The organism is Mesorhizobium sp. XAP4 (genome assembly GCF_029269325.1).
Lineage (GTDB): Bacteria > Pseudomonadota > Alphaproteobacteria > Rhizobiales > Rhizobiaceae > Mesorhizobium > Mesorhizobium ciceri.
The window spans coordinates 156,910-174,853 of record NZ_JARIXW010000002.1; the positions used below are offsets into that span (position 1 = coordinate 156,910).

The following is a 17,944-nucleotide window of genomic DNA, read 5'->3' on the forward strand; positions in this document are numbered from 1 at the left end:
CATATTGCCGGCCCTGCCCTGCCGATTGTAAGCAGCGCCCATCGATGGCGGCCGGTGCCCTCGCCGCGTCCATCAAGACAGCTTGCGGTTCACCTCGATGATCAGACGTTTCCTGCCCTGGAAGGGGCTGTTCGCGCTCGACTTCTCCTGCGCGGTGCTGGCCGGCCTGCTCGAACTCGGCTTTCCCATGGCGGTCCGCACCTTCGTCGACCAGCTCCTGCCACGGCAGGACTGGACGCTGATCATCATCGCCTCGGCCGGGCTGCTGGTAATCTATCTGCTCAACACGGTGCTGATGGCGGTCGTCACCTATTGGGGCCACATGCTTGGCATCAACATCGAGACCGAGATGCGGCGCAAGAGCTTCGATCATCTGCAGAAACTGTCGTTCCGCTTCTACGACAACCACAAGACCGGCCATCTCGTCGGTCGCGTCACCAAGGATCTCGAGGAGATCGGCGAGATCGCGCATCATGGCCCCGAGGACCTGTTCATCGCCATCATGACGTTCGCCGGCGCCTTCGTGCTGATGTTCACGGTCAACATGCATCTGGCGCTGATCACGGCGGTGATCGTGCCTCTGATCGCCTGGGTGACGATGCGCTACGGCGACCGCATGGAGCGCAACTGGCAGGCGCTCTACCGGCGTGTCGGCGATTTCAACGTCCGCATCGAGGAGAATGTCGGCGGCATGCGCGTCGTCCAGGCCTTCGCCAACGAGGAGCATGAGCGCACGCTGTTCGCGCATGACAACCAGCGCTACCGCCAGACCAAGCTCGACGCCTACCGCATCATGTCGGCCAGCAATTCGCTGAACTACATGGGCATAAGGCTGATCCAGCTCGTGGTCATGATTGCCGGCAGCTACCTCGTCATCACGGGAGGCCTGAGCAATGGCGGCTTCGTCGGCTTCCTGCTTTTGGTCGGCGTCTTCGTGCGGCCGATCGAGAAGATCAATTCGGTGATCGAGACCTATCCAAAAGGCATTGCCGGCTTCCGCCGCTACACAGAGTTGCTCGACACCGAACCCGACATCGCCGACCGGCCCGGTGCCGTTACCGCCAGCGGCCTCAAGGGCTCCATCGAATATCGCGGTGTGAGCTTCGGCTACGGCGACGGCAAGCCGGTGCTCAGGGATATCGATCTCACCATCCGCGCCGGCGAAACCATCGCCTTCGTCGGGCCGTCAGGTGCCGGCAAGACCACCATATGCTCGCTGCTGCCGCGGTTCTACGAAGTCAGCGCCGGGCGGATCAGCATCGACGGCATCGATATCAGGGACATGACGCTCGCTTCGCTGCGCGGCCAGATCGGCATCGTCCAGCAGGATGTCTTCCTGTTCGGCGGCTCAATCCGCGAAAACATCGCCTATGGCCGTCTCGGCGCCTCCGACGACGCCATCGCCGATGCCGCGCGGCGGACGCAGCTCGACGGCATGATATCAGGCCTGCCGGCCGGTTATGACACGATCATCGGCGAGCGCGGCGTAAAACTGTCCGGCGGCCAGAAGCAGCGGCTGGCGATCGCCCGCATGTTCTTGAAGAACCCGCCGATCCTGATCCTCGACGAGGCGACGTCGGCGCTCGACACCGAGACCGAGCGCGAAATCCAGAAGTCGTTGGCCGAACTTGCCGAAGGCCGAACCACGCTGGTCATCGCACACCGGCTGGCAACGATCCGCGGCGCCGACCGCATCGTCGTCGTCTCGGAGTCGGGCGTCGTCGAGCAGGGGTCGCACAGCGAACTGATCCGTGCCGGCGGAATCTATCGACGCCTGCACGACGCCCAGCATCTGGTGTCATCGCGTTGATCCACTATGGTAGCCGCCAAAGCAGGGAGCGCCCGGATGATCAAGGCAACGCCCTTCGACTTTCCCTTTGACGGCAGGCTGGTGGCCGAAAACACCGCGCTGATCGTCATCGACCTGCAGCAGGATTTCCTGTCGACGACGGGCTACTTCGCCAGGCAGGGCTATGACCCGTCGCCTCTGAGGGCGATCCTGCCGACGGTGAGCCGGCTGATCGCGGCCGCGCGCAAGGCCGGCGTCAGGGTCATCCATACCAGGCAGGGCTATAGGGCCGACATGGCCGATATGACGCCTTACGAAAAATGGCGCCGCAAGCGCTCCGGTCTCGACGGCACCGATATCCTGCTGCGCTCGGGCACGGGGTTCCAGATCGTTCCGGAGATCGACGTGGCACCGCACGACATCATCGTCGACAAGACCTGCAACAGCGCCTTCATTTATACGGATTTCGAGCTTGTGCTCCGCGCGCAAGGCATCACGCATCTCATGTTTTCCGGATGCACGACGGATGTCTGCGTCCACACCACGCTGCGCGAAGCCTGCGACCGCAACTTTCAATGCCTGACGATTTCCGACGCCTGCGCCAGCGGCGACAAACAAGCCCACGAGGCCGCGCTTCATATGGTGACGGTCGAAGATGGCGTCTTCGGCGCGCTGGCGGATTCGGGCGCTGTCATTGAAGGCCTGTCGCGGCTTGGCGACAGGTCCGAGGCAACAAAAGGCTGAAGGACTTCAGCCCGTTGCGCGCGTCTCCAATCCTGCACGAGACGCATATGCTCCAGGCTGGAATGCCTCGTGTTCGCGAAGCGCCAGCGAATTGCGCAGCAGGGCGATCGTTTCCCGGCCGAGCGTTGCGATCTCGCGTGGCGTGTCGACGCCGACAATCATGAATTCATCGATCCCGAGGGCTGCATAGGCAAGCAGCGACAGGGCGGCCTGGGCTGGCGGCCCGGCAACATCGACCGCCTTGTGGCCGGAGGCGGAAGCACCCTGGTGAATCCCGACCGGAAGCGCGAAGCGCAGCTTGCCGGCCCGGCCATGTTCGGCGGCGGAGCGACGCACCCGCTCCATCAATTGCCGGATCTCGTCGATCGAGCCCGGCGCCAGTTCAAAGACATCGGCATGCCGGCCGGCCACCTTGAGCGCCGTTCCGGACTGCCCGCCCATGCGGATGACCAGGTCGGCGCCATGCGGTCCCTTGCGCGGCACGTAGGCGCCCTTGATGCTGTAGAACGTTCCTTCGTGGTCGAAGGGCCGGTCGTTCGACCACAGCCGCTTCAGCAGCACCAGATATTCGTCTATTCGCTGCCAGATGACGGTGTGCCCGACCGGCCGTGTTTCGGCGTCGGCATCGCTCAGCGGCTCGCTGATCATTCTCAGCGCCAGGCGTCCGCCGCTTTGCCTGTCGATCGACGCCAGTTGGCGGGCCGCCACGGTCGGTTCGACCACGCCCGCCCAATGGGTGAGCACGACTTCCAGCGACGAGGTGCGATCGAGCACCTGGGCCGCAAGATCCATGTTGGTCAGCAGTCCGGCCGAATCGTCGACGACGATCTTGCGGAAGCCGCCGTCCTCGATCAGCCCGAGCTTGGTCGCGGTCTCGGCAAAGTCGTAGAAAAAGGGAACTGCGGCATCGGCGGTCTTGCCGGGAATATGCGTGAACTCGATCGGCATTGCCATGTCCTCCGTGGTGTCGGGCGCGCGAAAGCACGCCGAGGATTCGGTTCATTCAACTCCAATTGCCTGTAAGTGGTGGGGCAGCTAACCCCGGTCGATCTGACGACTCAGGGAATAAGACCCAGAACAACGGCCCCGGTGAACACGAACGCAAGGGCAAAGACGAGATAGGCGAAAGCCCCGGCATAGGCCGGGCGGAAGGTCTGGGCATTGGCCGCCCGCTGACCACTGCGATCCGTCTGGGCGTTCTGGATATAGGACATATCGACCTCCGTCTCGTCGGTTAATCTATAAAACTTGTAGACTTTGTCGATTGCTATTTTTCGGTCAAATCTAGAATAATTTTCTCTTAGGTGACGGGAAGTTGGTAGCCACTTGCTTACAGGGGCACTCGGGCGGCCGATCCGTATGGCGCGTCCGTTTTCGGGTCTGCGTCCGAATGGACCTATGGCCTTGCCCTCGCGGCACTCAATTCGTGGATTGGCCGCCCGGCGCCGGCGCGGTAGCATCACCCAACCAGCAAAGCGAAATCGTCACATAAGGGGCAAAAAAAATGGGCACAAGACTGGCCGGCAAGGTCGCCATCATTTCGGGCGGCGCGACGGGAATGGGTGGAGCAGCCTCGGAGTTGTTCGCCGCCGAAGGCGCCAAGGTGGCGATCATCGACCGCAACGGCGAGGCGGCCGCCGCAACCGCAGCGACAATCAGGGCACGCGGCCATGTCGCCGAGCATTTTGTCGCCGACGTCTCCGACGAGGCACAGGTCGAAGCCGCCGTGAAGGGTGCTATCGAAAAACTCGGGCCCATCACCGTGCTGTTCAACCACGCCGGCACCATCGTGATAAAGCCCTTCCTGGAGACCACGGTGCAGGAATGGGATTGGCTGCATGCCGTCAATGTGCGCTCGATGTTCCTGATGACGCGCGCCGTTTTGCCCGGCATGATTGCGGCGGGCGGCGGCTCGATCGTCTGCACCTCGTCGATCTCGGCGGTGGCGGCTACTCCCAACGAAGTGCTCTACGACACCACCAAGGGCGCTTGCCACATGTTCGCCCGCGCCATCGCCGTCGAGTTCCGCGACCGCAACATCCGCTGCAACGCCGTCTGCCCGGGCTTCATCCGCACGCCGCACGGCCTGCGCGAGGTTGCCGACCTCGGCAGGCTCGGCGTCGATGTCTCGGACGCAGCGCTGGCCGCGCAGCAGGGCCGCATCGGCGAGCCGGAAGAGGTGGCGAGGGCGGCGCTTTACCTGGCCAGCGACGAGTCGAGCTTCGTCAACGGCACGCATCTGTTCGTCGACAACGGTTTTACCGCGATGTGAGGCGACGCCTGGCGCCCTTCCTCTCCCCCGTCGATCGGGTGAGAGGTGTCGAGCGCAGCTCGACGGAGTGGGGGTCGACGGAGTGGGGGCGACCCTTGGGCGCGGTGCAGGAAGATTCTTGCGCCTAGTGGCCTTCCTATGTCCGTCGCGACGGTTGCCGGGTGGTTCCCCCACTCCGTCGCGGCTTCGCAGCGCCACCTCTCCCCCCTCCGGAGGGAGAGGAAATGGCACCAAGCCCTGCTTGCTAACGCTCCTCCCTGCGAAATGGCTTGAGCAGCGCCGACGGCGCCACCGCGTTGCGCGACATCACAGCCATGGCGACGATGGTGAAGATGAACGGCAGCATCAGGAACGCCTCGTAGGGGATGTGTCCGAGCCCGCTCGCCTGCATGCGCAGCTGCAAGGCATCGACGAAGGCGAACAGAAGTGCCGCACCCGCCGAGCGCCATGGATCCCAGCGGCCGAAGACGACCAGCGCGATGGCCACCCAGCCGCGCCCGGAGACGACGCCGAAGGTGAAGGCGTTGAACTGCGCCATCGACAGGAAGGCGCCGGCCAGCCCCATCAGCGCGCCGCCGAGGACAACCGCCTGGAAGCGTGTGGCGATGACACTGACACCGGCCGAATCCGCGGCACGCGGATTTTCACCGACCATGCGCACCGACAGGCCCCATGGCGTGCGGTAGAGTATGAAAGCGGCCAAGGGAATGGCCAGGATCGCCATGTAGACCAGCGCGAACTGGTTGAACACCGCCGGCCCGAGCACCGGAATGTCGGACAGGATCGGGATCGGCAGCGTCTGAAAACCATTGATGTTGGGCGGCACAGACTGCTGGCCGAAGATCAGCCGGTAGAGGAAATAGGCAAGGCCCGACGAGAACAGCGTCACGCCGATGCCGCAGACATGCTGGCTGAGGCCGAGCACCACCGTGAACAACGCATGCAGCGCACCCATCAGCATGCCGGTCAGCACCGCCGCCAGCACGCCGAGCCACAGGCTGCCGCTGAGGCTGGCAGCGGTGAAGCCTGTCATCGCCGACAAAAGCATGATGCCTTCGATGCCGAGATTGAGCACGCCGGCCCGTTCCGAGAACATTTCGCCCAGCGTTGCAAAAGCCAGCGGCGTGGCGATACGAATGATCGCGGCCAGAAAACCGACCTGCAAGATCTGTTCGAACACCGCGCTCATCGGGCAACCCCGACGCGGCGGATGCGATAGGCGGTGAACAGCAGCGCCACCAGCATGGCGAGCAGTGCAGTGCCCTGGATGACATCGCTGAGGAAGGCCGGCACGCCGGTCGCCCGCGACATCGCCTCGGCGCCGGTCATCACGGCGGCAAGGAAGATCGCCGCCGGCACGACGCCAAGCGGGTTGAGCCGCGCCAGCATGGCAACGACGATGCCGGAATAGCCGTAGCCCGGCGAGATGTCGCTCATCACCTGGAAATGCACGCCGCCGACCTCGCCGACGCCGGCCAGTCCGGCCAGCGCGCCGGACAGCAGCGCTGTCGAGATCAGCACGCGCTCGACATGGATGCCGCCATATCTGGCCGCTTCCGGGTTTTCGCCGGTGACCCTTATCCTGAAGCCGAGCGTGGTGCGCACGATCAGGAACCAGATCAGCGGTGCCGCCAGCAGCGCCACGATAACGCCGAGATGCAGCCTTGTACCTTCGATCAGCACAGGGAAATTGGCCGAATCCTCTATCGGCGGCGAGATCGGATAGCCGCTGAAGGAGTCCTTCCACGGTCCTTCGATCAGCGCCATCAGCGCGTAGTAGATGACCGAGTTGAGCAGCAGCGAACTGACGACATCGTCGACCTTGAATTTTACCCTGAGGGTCGCCGGCACCAGCGCGACCGCGGCCCCGGCCGCAGCGCCTGCGACCGCCATCAACACCATGGCGAGCGGTCCCGGCATCGGGATGGCGCCGACAAAGCAGCTGGCCACCGCGCCGGCCAGCAATTGACCCTCGGCGCCGATGTTCCAGAATTTTGCCCGGAAGGCGACCGCCACCGCCAGTCCGGTGAAGATCATCGGCGCGGCGCGCACCATCGTTTCGGTGATCGCATAGCTGTCGCCCAGCGAGGCCGTGAACATCACGCCATACGCATCGAGCACGCCGGCGCCGGCCAGCGCGATCAGGCCACTGCACAGGACAAGCGTCGCGCCGATAGCCAGCAGCGGCAAAGCGAGGTTGAACCAGGCCGGCGTAGAGGTGCGGACTTCCAGGCGAAACATCAGCTGTGCCCCTCCGCCCCGGTCATCATCAGGCCGAGCTGTGCGATCGTTGCATCGGCGCTGTCGAGCGTGCCGACAATGCGGCCCTCATACATCACCGCGATGCGATCGCAGAGCACCAGCAGCTCTTCCAGATCCTCGCCGATGACGATGATGCCGCAGCCCTTGGCCCGCATGTCGAGGAACTTTTCGTGGATGAAACGCGCCGCGCCGATATCGAGCCCGCGCGTCGGTTGCGAGACGATCAGAACCTTCGGGTCGAAAGCGAGTTCGCGCGCCAGAAGGGCCTTCTGCAGATTGCCGCCGGACAGCGCTCCCGCGCGGGTCATCGGCCCAGGGCACCTGATATCATAGGCCTTGATCTGCTCTTCCGCGAAGGCGCGGATCGCATCCGGCTTGAGCAGGCCTCTGCTGCTGAACGCGGCGGTGCCGATGCGCGGCAACACCATCGAATCCGCGAGCGGCAGGTTGGTAACCAGCCCCGTCGTCATACGGTCTTCCGGGATACGGCCGAGACCGAGCGCCTGCACCTCGCGGGGCGAAAAGCGTGAGACTTTCTGGCCGGCGATCGTCATCCGGCCGGCGTCAGGTACGCGCACGCCGGAGATGACCTCCGCCAGCGCGCGCTGGCCATTGCCCGACACGCCGGCAATGCCGAGGATTTCGCCTGCACGCACGGCAAGCGACACGTCGCGCAGCGCCGTACCCGAATGACGCGAGGTGGAAATGCCATTGAGGGTGAGCACAGCGGCACCCGGCGTCGATGGTCCCCGCGCCGGCGGCACGATCTCATGGCCGCACATCAGTTGCGCCATTGCGGACGATGTCGTGTTGGCGGGATCGTCGACGCGGCCGGCGACGCGCCCATGCCGCAGCACGGTGCAGCGATGCGTCAGTGCCCGCACCTCGTTGAGCTTGTGCGAGATGAAGATGATGCCGAGCCCTTGCGCCGCCATCGACCGCAACGCCGAAAACAGCCCGTCGACCTCGCTCGGCGCCAGCACCGCCGTCGGCTCGTCGAGGATCAAGAGCCTGGCGCCGCGAAACAGTGCCTTGACGATTTCGAGCCGCTGCTGCTCGCCGACCGACAGCGCCGAGACCGGAAGATCGGGATCAAGCGTCAGCCCATGCTGGCGGCCGATCTCGGCCAGCCGCGCCAGCCCGCCGGCGCGGTCGATCCGCCCTGTCTTGCCGGGAATGCCTATCAGCAGGTTCTCCAGCACCGTCAGCCTTGGCGCCAGATGAAAATGCTGGTGCACCATGCCGATGCCGGCGGCTAGCGCATCGGCGGAACTTGTGATCCGCACCGGCCTGCCCTGGATGAGAATCTCGCCGGCGTCGGGCGCATAGGCGCCGAACAGCACATTCATCAGCGTCGTCTTGCCGGCGCCGTTCTCGCCCAGCAACCCGAGGATTTCGCCGGGCGCGACGCTGAGATCAACGGCCTCGTTCGCCTTGACGGCGCCGAAGCTCTTGGTGATGCCGCGCATTTCGATGAGGGGGGCGGACAAGGGGGCTCCTGAACGGACGGGCTTTGCGATTCAGCTTTGATTGAGAGGAATACGCTGCACCCCCCTCTGGCCTGCCGGCCATCTCCCCCTCAAGGGGGAGATTGGATGTCATATCGGCTTTCGCCAATTTTCTTGAAAGAACAGCGCGTCGCCGAAACTGCTAATCTCCCTCCTTGAGGGGGAGATGTCCGGCAGGACAGAGGGGGGCGCCTAGCGCCAGCCCCTCAAACCAGAACTCAATCCGAAACCGGCGTGTTCTCGTCCACGTCGACGCGGAAATTGCCTTCGAGGATCTCGGCTTTCTTCTTTTCGACCAGCTCCTTCACATCAGCCGGCAGCGTCTTGTCGAACTTGTGGTAAGGCGCCAGATGCGAGCCGCCCTTGGCCATGCGCGAGAAGTCGCCATAGTCCTGCGCGGTGAAGACGCCGGCCTTGACCAGCTTGATCGCCTGTTCGACCGTCGGATACATGTCCCAGACCGGGCCGGTGATGACCGTATCCGGGCCGAGACTCGATTGGTCGGACATGTTGGAGATGGCAAGGATCTTCTTGTCGACCGCCGCTTCGATGACACCGAAGCGCTCGGCATAGATGACGTCGACACCGGCGTCGATCTGCGCGACCGCCGCTTCCTTGGCCTTGGGCGGATCGAAGAACGAGCCGATGAAGGCGACCTTCTTCTTGATGTTCGGGTTGACCTCCTTGGCGCCGGCGAAGAAGGCGTTGACCAGCCGGTTCACTTCCGGAATGCCCATCGCCGCGACGGCGCCGATCGTGCCCGACTTCGACATCTTGCCGGCGATCATGCCGGAGAGATAGGCGGGCTCGTGGATCCAGTTGTCGAACACGCCGAAATTCGGTTCTGCGGGCCCAGCACCGGAGCCGAACAGCCAGGCGGTCTTCGGGAACTGCTTGGCGGTGCGGCGCGATTCACGCTCGGCGGCGAAGGCATCACCCAGCACCAGCTGGTAGCCGCCTTGCGCGTATTCGCGCATGACGCGGCTGAAATCGGCGGTCTGCACCTTCTCCGACCATTTGTATTCGATGCCGAGTTCCTTCTCGGCCTTCTGCAGGGCGACATGGATCTGGTTGTCCCATGGCTCCTCGATCGGCGTGGCGAAGATCGCCGCCACCTTCAGTTTCTTGTCCTTGCCGAAGGCTGCACCCGGCAGCACTGCCGCAGCCAGGCCAAGCGCGCCCAACTCCAGCACATTGCGTCGCGAAAGCCCTTCGCGTGCGGATTGAAATCTGTTCTTTCGGTTTTCCATTGCATTCCCCTCTGTTCGACAGCCGTGTCGAGCCGGCTGTTCTAAAAATCAGACGAGGAACTATGGAACGGGTCCGGACTTTTGTCCACGTGGTCAAATTTGACCGCACCGGATTCTCGAAGTCAGCCGGAGAGACTTGCCGATCAGACCCGTTCCAGTGCGATCGCGATGCCCTGGCCGACGCCGATGCACATGGTGGCAAGCGCATACCGGCCGCCGCGCTCGCGAAGCTCCAGCGCCGCCGTGCCGGATATGCGGGCGCCCGACATGCCCAGGGGATGGCCGAGCGCGATGGCGCCGCCATTCGGGTTGACGTGTTCGGCGTCCTCGGCAATGCCGAGCTGGCGCAGCACGGCGATGCCTTGCGAGGCAAAGGCCTCGTTGAGCTCGATGACGTCGAACTGTTTTGGCGTCAGGCCAAGCCGCGCGCAGAGTTTTTGCGTCGCCGGCAGCGGGCCGATGCCCATGATGCGCGGCGCCACGCCGGCGGCAGCCACGCCGAGGATGCGGGCGATCGGCGTCAGCCCATACTTTTTCACCGCCGCCTCGGAGGCAACGATCAGCGCCGCCGCGCCGTCATTGACGCCGGAAGCATTGCCGGCCGTCACCGTGCCGCCCTGCCGGAACGGCGTCGGCAGCTTGGCCAGCGCCTCGACCGTTGAGCCTGCGCGGGGGTGTTCATCCTTGCTGACAATGAGCGCATCGCCCTTGCGCTGCAGGATGGTCACTGGGGTGATCTCCTTCGCCAATCTTCCATTGGCTTGTGCGGCGACGGCCTTGTTCTGGCTGCGCACTGCGAAGGCGTCCTGGTCGGCCCGCGACACCGAAAAATCCTCGGCGACGTTCTCGCCGGTTTCCGGCATGGAATCGACGCCATACTGCTTCTTCATCAGCGGGTTGACGAAGCGCCAGCCGATGGTGGTGTCGTAAATCTCGGCATTGCGCGAGAACGCCGTGTCGGCCTTGGGCATGACGAAGGGTGCCCGGCTCATCGATTCGACGCCGCCCGCGATCATCAGCTCCGCCTCGCCGGCCTTGATGGCTCGGGCGGCAATGGTCAGCGCATCCATGCCGGAGCCGCACAGGCGATTGACGGTCGAGCCCGGGACCTCCTTTGGCAGCCCGGCCAGCAGCAGCGCCATGCGCGCTACGTTGCGATTGTCCTCGCCGGCCTGGTTGGCGCAGCCATAGACGACATCGTCGATCGCCTGCCAGTCGATGCCCGGATTGCGCTCGGCCAGCGCCCTCAGCGGTATCGCGCCAAGATCGTCCGATCGCACCGAAGACAGCGAGCCACCGAAGCGGCCGATCGGCGTGCGGATGTAGTCGCAGATATAGGCCTCGGCCATGTCATGCAGCCTTTGCTTTTCCGGTTCCCTCATGCGCCGCCTTGGTGCGGGCCTGCAGGTCGCGCAATGTCTTCAATTCGAGTTCGCTTGGCGCCGGTGTTTCGTCAAGCGCCTCCGCGAACTTTACCACCCAGCCACAGCTCTCCTGCACCTGCTGGCGGGTGACGCCCGGATGCAACGACACGACGGTGAATTCCTTGGTCACCGGATCCGGCTTCCAGATGGCGAGATCGGTGATCAGCAAGGTCGGACCTGATGTGTCGATGCCAAGCCGCTTGCGATGATCGCCACCCTCGCCATGGCCGAAGGAGGTGAAGAAGTCGATCTTCTCGACCATGCCGCGCTTGGTCTGCGCCATTGTGATGTAGATCTGCTTCGACGAGGTCGCGATCTCCGGCGCGCCGCCGCCGCCGGGCAGCCTGGTCTTGGGATGGAAATAGTCGCCGATGACCGTGGTGTTGATGTTGCCGAACTTGTCGAGCTGCGCCGCCCCCAAAAAACCGATCGAGATGCGGCCGCCCTGCAGCCAGTAGCGGAACATCTCCGGCACCGCGACGGTGGTGACGGCGGTCTCGCACAATTCGCCATCGCCGATCGACAGCGGCAGCACGTCGGGCGCGGTGCCGATCGTGCCGCTCTCGTAGATCAGCGTGATGTCAGGCGCATGCGTCAGCCGCGCCACATTGCAGGCCGCGGACGGTGCGCCGATGCCGACGAAGCAGACATCGTCATTCCTGAGCGCCCTGCTGGCAGCGATCGTCATCATCTCGTTGGGGGTGAAACCCAATGGATTGTCGCTCATGCCGCTTTCCTCAAATGCTCGACCCGGGCCGCGAAATCGCCGGCGCTCTTCTCCAAGACATTGGCCTGCATCCACGCCTGGAATTTGTCACGGTCGGCGGCGATCTCGTCCCATTCCAGATAGGCCGCATTGTCACGCGCATAATAGCCATGTGCGTAGGACGGGTGCGAGCCGCCTGGCACGACGGATATCGCCGCGATCGTCCAGCGCGGCAGCACGGTCAGATTGGGGTGCAGATCGTCGAAATTATCGACCACTTCCTCCACCGTCACCACCGCTCGCTTGGCCGCCAGCACCGCTTCCTTCTGGATGCCGATGATGCCTTCGACCAGCACATTGCCTTGTCTGTCGGCCTTCTGCGCATGGATGAAGGTGACGTCAGGCCTGATCGAAGGAACAGCCGCCAGCACCTCGCCGGTGAACGGACAGGTGACAGACTTGATGTTCGGATTGACCGCCGCGAGGCCAGCACCGCGATAGCCGCGAAACACCGCGCAGGGCAGACCGGCCGCGCCCGCCTCATAGGCATTGGCCATGCCGGCATGGCTGTGCTCCTCGATCTCGATCGATCTGGGGAAACCGTTCTCGATGGCGTCGCGGGCGCGCCGCAGCAGGCCGACGCCGGGATTGCCGACATAGGAGAAGACAATTTTCTTCGCCATGCCCATACCGATCATCTGGTCGTAGATCAGGTCCGGCGTCATGCGGACCAGGGTCAGGTCGCGAAAACCCTGACGGATCGCCTCATGCGCCGCCGCCGTCGGGATCAGATGGGTGAAACCCTCGAAGGCGACCGTGTCATCATCGTTCAAATTCTCCGCAACGGCCTGTTTGAGCGGCAGGAACTTGACCATCGCATCGGCTCCGGGTTCAAAAAGTTCGTATTGCGAACATATGTTTTATATGCGATACTTTCTACGCTGGGGGAGGGCGAGGAGTCAATCCTGGCGTCGATGCCGTTCCCGCGGAGTTGAGATGGACGAAGAAGCCGCTTCCCGTGATCATGTCGGCTCGCTCGAGCGCGGCCTTGCCGTCATGGAGATCCTGGCTCGGCATCCCTCGGGCATGACGCTGACCGAAATGGCCGAGGAAGCGGGCCTGACCCGCGCCGGCGCCCGCCGCTTTCTGCTGACGCTCACCGCCACCGGCTATGCAACGCAAGCCGGCCGCGTGTTCTCGCTGTCGCCACGCTTGCTGACGATCGCCCGCACCTGGCTCGGCGGCGCCTCGCTCTGGGCCTTCGCCGCACCCATCATGCGCGCTGTCGCCGCACAGCTGAACGAGGCCTGTTCGGCGGCGATCCTGTCGGGTGCCGATGTCGTCTATGTCGCCCGTATTCCCGGCCGCCGCATCCTCAGCGTGTCGCTCGATGTCGGCACCAGGCTGCCGGCCTATTGCACCTCGATGGGACGCATCCTGCTTGCCGGTCTGACGCCTCAGGAATTGGACGCATTCCTCGGCCAGGCGACGATCGAGAGACGGACGCCGAAGACGATCACCGACAGGCGTTTGTTAGCCAACGCCATCGGCAAGGCGAAAGCGGACGGCTTTGCCATCGTCGACGAGGAACTGGAACTCGGCCTGCGCTCGATCGCCGTGCCGATCCGCGACCGCGCAGAACGCACGGTCGCGGCCATCAACGTCTCGACGCAGTCGGCGCGGTTTTCGGTCGCGGAGATGGAACGGGAGATTCTGCCGGTGTTGCTGGAGGCCAGGCAGCGGATTGAAGATTTTTTTGTGGTTTAAGAGGCCTTCTCCAACAACCTTCACCGTCGGCGGGACAGCGCCCCCCTCTGCCCTGCCGGGCATCCCCCCTCTTGGGGGGAGATCGGACGTCACGCCGGCTTTCGCCAATCTCCAACGACGCAGGAATGGGCGAAGCCACCAATCTGCCAATCTCCCCCCTTGAGGGGGATGTCCGGCAGGACTGAGGGGGGCGCGAAGGATCGCGGCGTTTTGCAATTCGCCGCCGCCCCGCCGACCCTCAATGCTTGATGCGATCCCGCATGGCATACCACAGCATGCCCAGCACATAGAGCGGACCGCGCAGCGCCGTGCCGCCGGGGAATGGCATCGGGGTCAGCGTCGAGAACAAATCGAGCCGCGAGGCGTCGCCGGTGATCGCTTCGGCCAGGAGCTTGCCGGACAACGTCGACAGGATGACGCCCTTGCCGGAATAGCCATGCGCGAAATAGACTTCGCCATAGTGCCCGACATGCGGCAGCCTGGATGTCGTCACCGACACCAGCCCGCCCCAGGCGTGATCGATGCGGCAGCCCTGAAGTTGCGGGAAGGTGGCTTCCATATGCGGCCGCACGAAGCCGGCGATATCGGCCGGCGGTGACGGCGTGTAGCGCTCGCCGCCGCCGAACAGCAGCCGGCCGTCCGCCGACATCCGGTAATAGTTGACGACAAAGCGTGTGTCGGACACCGCGACATTGGCCGGGATGACATTGCGCTTGCCCTCCAGCGGCTCGGTGGCGACGATGTAGTTGCCGACCGGCATGATGCGGCTGTTGACGCGCGGCTCCAGCCCATCGAGCAGAGCGTCACCGGCCAGCACGACATGTTTTGCACGCACCGATCCCTTTGCCGTCGAGATCCGGATCGAAGGCTCACGCTCCAGCTTCACCGCCACCGAATTCTCATGGATGACGACGCCGGCAGCAGTCGCCGCGCGGGCAAGGCCGAGCGTGTAGTTCAGCGGATGCATGTGGCCGCCGAGCGGCTCATACATCGCGCCATGATATAATGTGTCGACCTTGGCTCGGGCCTGCGCCGCCGACAGGATCTCGACATCGCGGAATTTCATCACGCTTTCAAGGCACTTGGCCTCTTCCTCGAGATCCTTGAGGTCGGAACCGTTGACCGCGCCGACCAGATGACCGGTCAGCTTGAGATCGCAATCGATGGCATGGCGCTCGATGATGTCGAGCACCAGCCCGCGCGCCTCGAACGCAAGATCGAACAGCACCTTTGCCCGCTCCGGCCCGTAGAGCTTGACCAGTCCCTTGGCGCCCTTGCGCAAGCCGGGGATCATCTGGCCGCCATTGCGGCCCGACGCGCCCCAGCCGATCTTGCCGCCTTCGAGCAGCACCACCTTCAGCCCGCGCTCGGCGGCGTGAAGGGCGGCCGACAGGCCGGTGCAGCCGCCGCCGACGACCACCAGGTCGGTGTCGACATCGCCGACCAGCGCCGGATGGTCCGGCGCCGGATTGGCGGTGGCGACATAATAGGATTTGCCGATATCGAGGCCCGAATTGAAGCCCGTTGAACTGGAAGCCATGATCACACCTTCAGCAGCAGGTGGTCGCGTTCCCAGCTCGTCACCACGCCCTGGAACAGGTCGAGCTCGACGCTCTTTACGCGCAGATAAGTCTGGAAGAAATCCTCGCCGAGCAGTTCCCGCACCGGGCCGCAAGCCTCGAAACGATCGAGCGCCTCCTCCATCGTCTTCGGCAGCGTGCTCTTGATCTTGTAGGCATTGCCCGACGCCTCGGGCGAGCGCGCCAGTTTCTGCTCGACGCCGAGATAGCCGGCAAGCAGCGAGCCGGCGATCGCCAGGTAAGGATTGGAATCCGCGCCCGGAAGCCGGTTCTCCACCCGCCGCGCCGCGCGGCCGCCGGCCGGCACGCGCAGGCCGCAGGAGCGGTTGTCATGCGACCATTCGATGTTGGCCGGCGCGCTGTGGTTCGGCCTGATGCGGCGGAACGAGTTCACGTTGGGCGCGAACAGCGGCATGATTTCGGGGACATATTTCTGCAGGCCGCCGATGAAGTGGCCGAACATTGCGGTGTCGGCATCGTCGCTGCCGGCAAACAAAGTCCTGCCGGCCTCGTCGATGACCGACATGTGCAGATGCATCGAGCTGCCGGCCTGTGCGGCGATCGGCTTGGCCATGAAGGTGGCGTGCATGCCGCTTTGCTGCGCGGCCTGGCGCGTCAGCCGCTTGAACAGCAGCACCTTGTCGGCCAGCGGCAGCGCATCGCCATGCAGGAAGTTGATCTCCAACTGCGCGGTTCCCGACTCATGGATCAGCGTGTCGAGCGGCAGGCCGGCCGCCGCCGCATAATCGTAAATGCGGCGGATCACCGGCTCGAACTCCTCGAGCCCGGCCATATCGTAGGGATGCTGCACGGTCTCGGCGCGGCCATTGGCGCCGACCGGGGCGGTCAGCGGCCGGTCGGGATCGGGATTGGGCGCGGTGAGATAGAATTCCACCTCGGGCGCCACCACCGCCCGCCAGCCGCGCTTGGCGTAGAGGTCGAGCACGGCCCTGAGCACATGGCGCGGCGAGGCCATCCATGGCCGGCCGTCCATATGGAAGGCATCGGCGAAGACATAGGCCTTGCCGGGAGCGGCACCCGGCGCCAGGCAGAGCGTCGATACATCAGGCACCATGCGCATGTCCGGATCCGAATAGGCAAAACCCTCGTCGATCGAGCCGGAATAGCGGCCGTCGATGCTGACCAGGAAAGCGCTGCTCGGCAGATAGAGCGCGCGGTCTTCAAGCGCCTGGAGGAATTTGGCCGTCGGCAAGGCCTTGCCGCGCAGGACGCCGTTCATGTCGGGCACCAGGCACTCGACTTCGTTGATGCCGTGCCGGATCAGCCAGGCTTTGGCATCGGTGCCGCTGGAGAGCGAGATGTTCGTGTTGTTGTCAGGCATTTTCGTTCAAATCCGTATCAGAGAGAGTATGGCTTGCGCGGCCGCATCCGTTCCGGGTTTCAGCGCCATTTGGGCTGCATTGTCCTTGAGGCGGGCGCGCATGGCATCGTCGGCCAGCAGGCCGAGAATGGCTTTCTCCAACACTCCTTCGGTCCAGGCATCACGGCCGATATGGTCGCCGGTGCCGGTCTCTTCGGCGCGTTGCGCGTTGTCGTGTCCATCCCAGCAATAGGGCATGATCAGTGACGGCACGCCGAAGCGCAGCGCTTCGCAAAAGCTGTTATTGCCGCCGTGATGGATGAACAGGTCCGACTTCGCCACCACCGAGGGCTGCGGAAACCAGGCGTCGAGATAGACATTGTCGGGCACTGCGCGATAGGCGTCGCGCAGGCCGCCGGCATTGACGATAAAGCGGGCCGGCAGCCTGTCGAACACCACCAGCATGCGCTCGATCAGGCCGACATCCATGGCGCCCAGGCTGCCGAAGCTGACATAGACCAGCGGCCCGCCATTGCGCGGGAACACCGGCACCTCGAACGGCCCTTCCGAACGCACGCAGCCCTCGAGATAGACGAAGCGCGCGGGGTCGAGCGGCTCGGCACGCTCGCGGCGCACGATCGTCGGCGTCAGCAGCAGGTTGAGATCGGGCGACGTCTCGAGGAACTGACCCTTCGGCAGCGGCCCCAGTCCGGCATCCGCCCGGAAGCGGTTGAAGCGGTCATGCGCCGGCGCGCAAGCCGCCAGATACCTGGCCTCGAACGCCGCGCGTTGCGGGTCGTCCACGCCAAGCCCCGACAGATAGGGCGGCACATTGGCGTCCGGCAGCTCGGTCTCGGCGCAGGAGACGACGCGCACCCACGGACAGCCGGCGGCGGCGATCGCCGGGAACATGATGACATTGTCGAGCACCACGGCATCCGGCTTGAGCCGTGCCAGCAATTGGCGCAGCGGCGCCTCGGCATTGACCGCGGTGTCGACGATGGCTTGCCAGGTCGGAGCGACATAGGTCTCAAGCTGGTCGATCGGGCTCAGCCTGAAATGCGGCAGGTGCCGGCGCACGAAAGCCTGCCAGTAGCTCTGGCGTTGGCTCTCGCTCAGCGGCTCGTCGGTTGGCAGCTGGTATTCCTGAAAACCATAATCGGCAAAGACGCCGGAGAAACCGGCATGGCAGATGAAGACGGGCCGGGCGCCTTTCGCACGCAGCGCCTGCGCGATGCCGACGCAATTCAACGCCGCGCCGAAGCTTGCTTCGGGAAACAGCGCGATGGTCGGGCTGGCTTTACGCGTCAATTAATCCTCG

Annotated in this window: 16 protein-coding genes; 4 read left to right on the plus strand and 12 right to left on the minus strand. The window is 64.4% G+C overall.

From position 1 onward, the window contains the following. The first annotated feature begins 97 nt into the window (after positions 1–97). Both P3C39_RS09650 and P3C39_RS09655 read left to right on the plus strand, forming a co-directional pair. Positions 98–1,810 carry an ABC transporter ATP-binding protein gene (locus P3C39_RS09650; RefSeq protein ID WP_275953472.1) on the plus strand — a complete coding sequence of 571 codons (1,713 nt, stop codon included), beginning with the start codon at positions 98–100 and terminating at the stop codon, positions 1,808–1,810. Positions 1,811–1,846: 36 nt separating this feature from the next. Beyond that, positions 1,847–2,533: an isochorismatase family cysteine hydrolase gene (locus P3C39_RS09655; protein ID WP_275953471.1), complete on the plus strand. Its 687-nt coding sequence runs from the start codon at positions 1,847–1,849 to the stop codon at positions 2,531–2,533. 6 nt (positions 2,534–2,539) lie between these two features. On the opposite strand, the gene P3C39_RS09660 is transcribed toward P3C39_RS09655, so the two are convergent. Next, entirely contained in the window at positions 2,540–3,481 is a 942-nt protein-coding gene (locus P3C39_RS09660; protein WP_275953470.1) for an LLM class flavin-dependent oxidoreductase, read from the minus strand. A gap of 110 nt (positions 3,482–3,591) precedes the next feature. After that, positions 3,592–3,747 carry a hypothetical protein gene (locus P3C39_RS09665; RefSeq protein WP_013528960.1) on the minus strand — a complete coding sequence of 52 codons (156 nt, stop codon included), beginning with the start codon at positions 3,745–3,747 and terminating at the stop codon, positions 3,592–3,594. A gap of 290 nt (positions 3,748–4,037) precedes the next feature. Between P3C39_RS09665 and P3C39_RS09670 the strand changes: the two genes are divergently transcribed. Next, positions 4,038–4,805 carry an SDR family oxidoreductase gene (locus P3C39_RS09670; protein WP_024504731.1) on the plus strand — a complete coding sequence of 256 codons (768 nt, stop codon included), beginning with the start codon at positions 4,038–4,040 and terminating at the stop codon, positions 4,803–4,805. Positions 4,806–5,049: 244 nt separating this feature from the next. Here P3C39_RS09670 and P3C39_RS09675 read toward each other — a convergent pair whose 3' ends face one another. The 7 genes from P3C39_RS09675 to P3C39_RS09705 all read right to left on the minus strand — a co-directional run bounded on the left by P3C39_RS09675 (position 5,050) and on the right by P3C39_RS09705 (position 12,830). Next, on the minus strand, positions 5,050–5,994 hold the full coding sequence (locus P3C39_RS09675) for an ABC transporter permease (protein ID WP_275953469.1): 945 nt from the start codon (positions 5,992–5,994) through the stop codon (positions 5,050–5,052). Then, on the minus strand, positions 5,991–7,046 hold the full coding sequence (locus P3C39_RS09680) for an ABC transporter permease (protein WP_063169488.1): 1,056 nt from the start codon (positions 7,044–7,046) through the stop codon (positions 5,991–5,993). Before P3C39_RS09680 ends, P3C39_RS09675 begins: the two co-directional genes overlap by 4 nt. Further along, the gene (locus tag P3C39_RS09685) at positions 7,046–8,557 is read right to left on the minus strand and encodes an ABC transporter ATP-binding protein (RefSeq protein WP_127366317.1); all 1,512 of its coding nucleotides are present in this window, start codon (positions 8,555–8,557) and stop codon (positions 7,046–7,048) included. Before P3C39_RS09685 ends, P3C39_RS09680 begins: the two co-directional genes overlap by 1 nt. A gap of 236 nt (positions 8,558–8,793) precedes the next feature. Then, entirely contained in the window at positions 8,794–9,825 is a 1,032-nt protein-coding gene (locus tag P3C39_RS09690; RefSeq protein WP_275953468.1) for a BMP family protein, read from the minus strand. 143 nt (positions 9,826–9,968) lie between these two features. Beyond that, positions 9,969–11,174 (minus strand): 3-oxoadipyl-CoA thiolase, encoded by a 1,206-nt coding sequence (gene pcaF / locus P3C39_RS09695; RefSeq protein ID WP_275953467.1) that lies wholly within the window; start codon positions 11,172–11,174, stop codon positions 9,969–9,971. Position 11,175: 1 nt separating this feature from the next. Beyond that, positions 11,176–11,976, minus strand: coding sequence for a CoA-transferase subunit beta (locus P3C39_RS09700; protein ID WP_275953466.1), 801 nt, complete (start codon positions 11,974–11,976; stop codon positions 11,176–11,178). Continuing rightward, the gene (locus P3C39_RS09705) at positions 11,973–12,830 is read right to left on the minus strand and encodes a CoA transferase subunit A (RefSeq protein WP_063173322.1); all 858 of its coding nucleotides are present in this window, start codon (positions 12,828–12,830) and stop codon (positions 11,973–11,975) included. The genes P3C39_RS09700 and P3C39_RS09705 overlap by 4 nt, the downstream gene beginning before the upstream one ends. Positions 12,831–12,951: 121 nt before the next feature. Here P3C39_RS09705 and P3C39_RS09710 point away from each other — a divergent pair, with 121 nt between their 5' ends. Further along, positions 12,952–13,722: an IclR family transcriptional regulator C-terminal domain-containing protein gene (locus tag P3C39_RS09710; RefSeq protein WP_127366787.1), complete on the plus strand. Its 771-nt coding sequence runs from the start codon at positions 12,952–12,954 to the stop codon at positions 13,720–13,722. Between the two features lie 238 nt (positions 13,723–13,960). Here the strand turns inward: P3C39_RS09710 and P3C39_RS09715 are convergent, their stop codons facing one another. The 3 genes from P3C39_RS09715 to P3C39_RS09725 are packed head-to-tail and all read right to left on the minus strand — an operon-like array spanning position 13,961 to position 17,934. Next, entirely contained in the window at positions 13,961–15,262 is a 1,302-nt protein-coding gene (locus P3C39_RS09715; protein WP_275953465.1) for an FAD-binding oxidoreductase, read from the minus strand. Positions 15,263–15,264: 2 nt separating this feature from the next. Beyond that, the gene (locus P3C39_RS09720; protein WP_275953464.1) at positions 15,265–16,644 is read right to left on the minus strand and encodes a glutamine synthetase family protein; all 1,380 of its coding nucleotides are present in this window, start codon (positions 16,642–16,644) and stop codon (positions 15,265–15,267) included. Positions 16,645–16,650: 6 nt separating this feature from the next. After that, positions 16,651–17,934, minus strand: coding sequence for a glycosyltransferase (locus tag P3C39_RS09725; protein ID WP_275953463.1), 1,284 nt, complete (start codon positions 17,932–17,934; stop codon positions 16,651–16,653). Between the last annotated feature and the right edge of the window lie 10 nt (positions 17,935–17,944).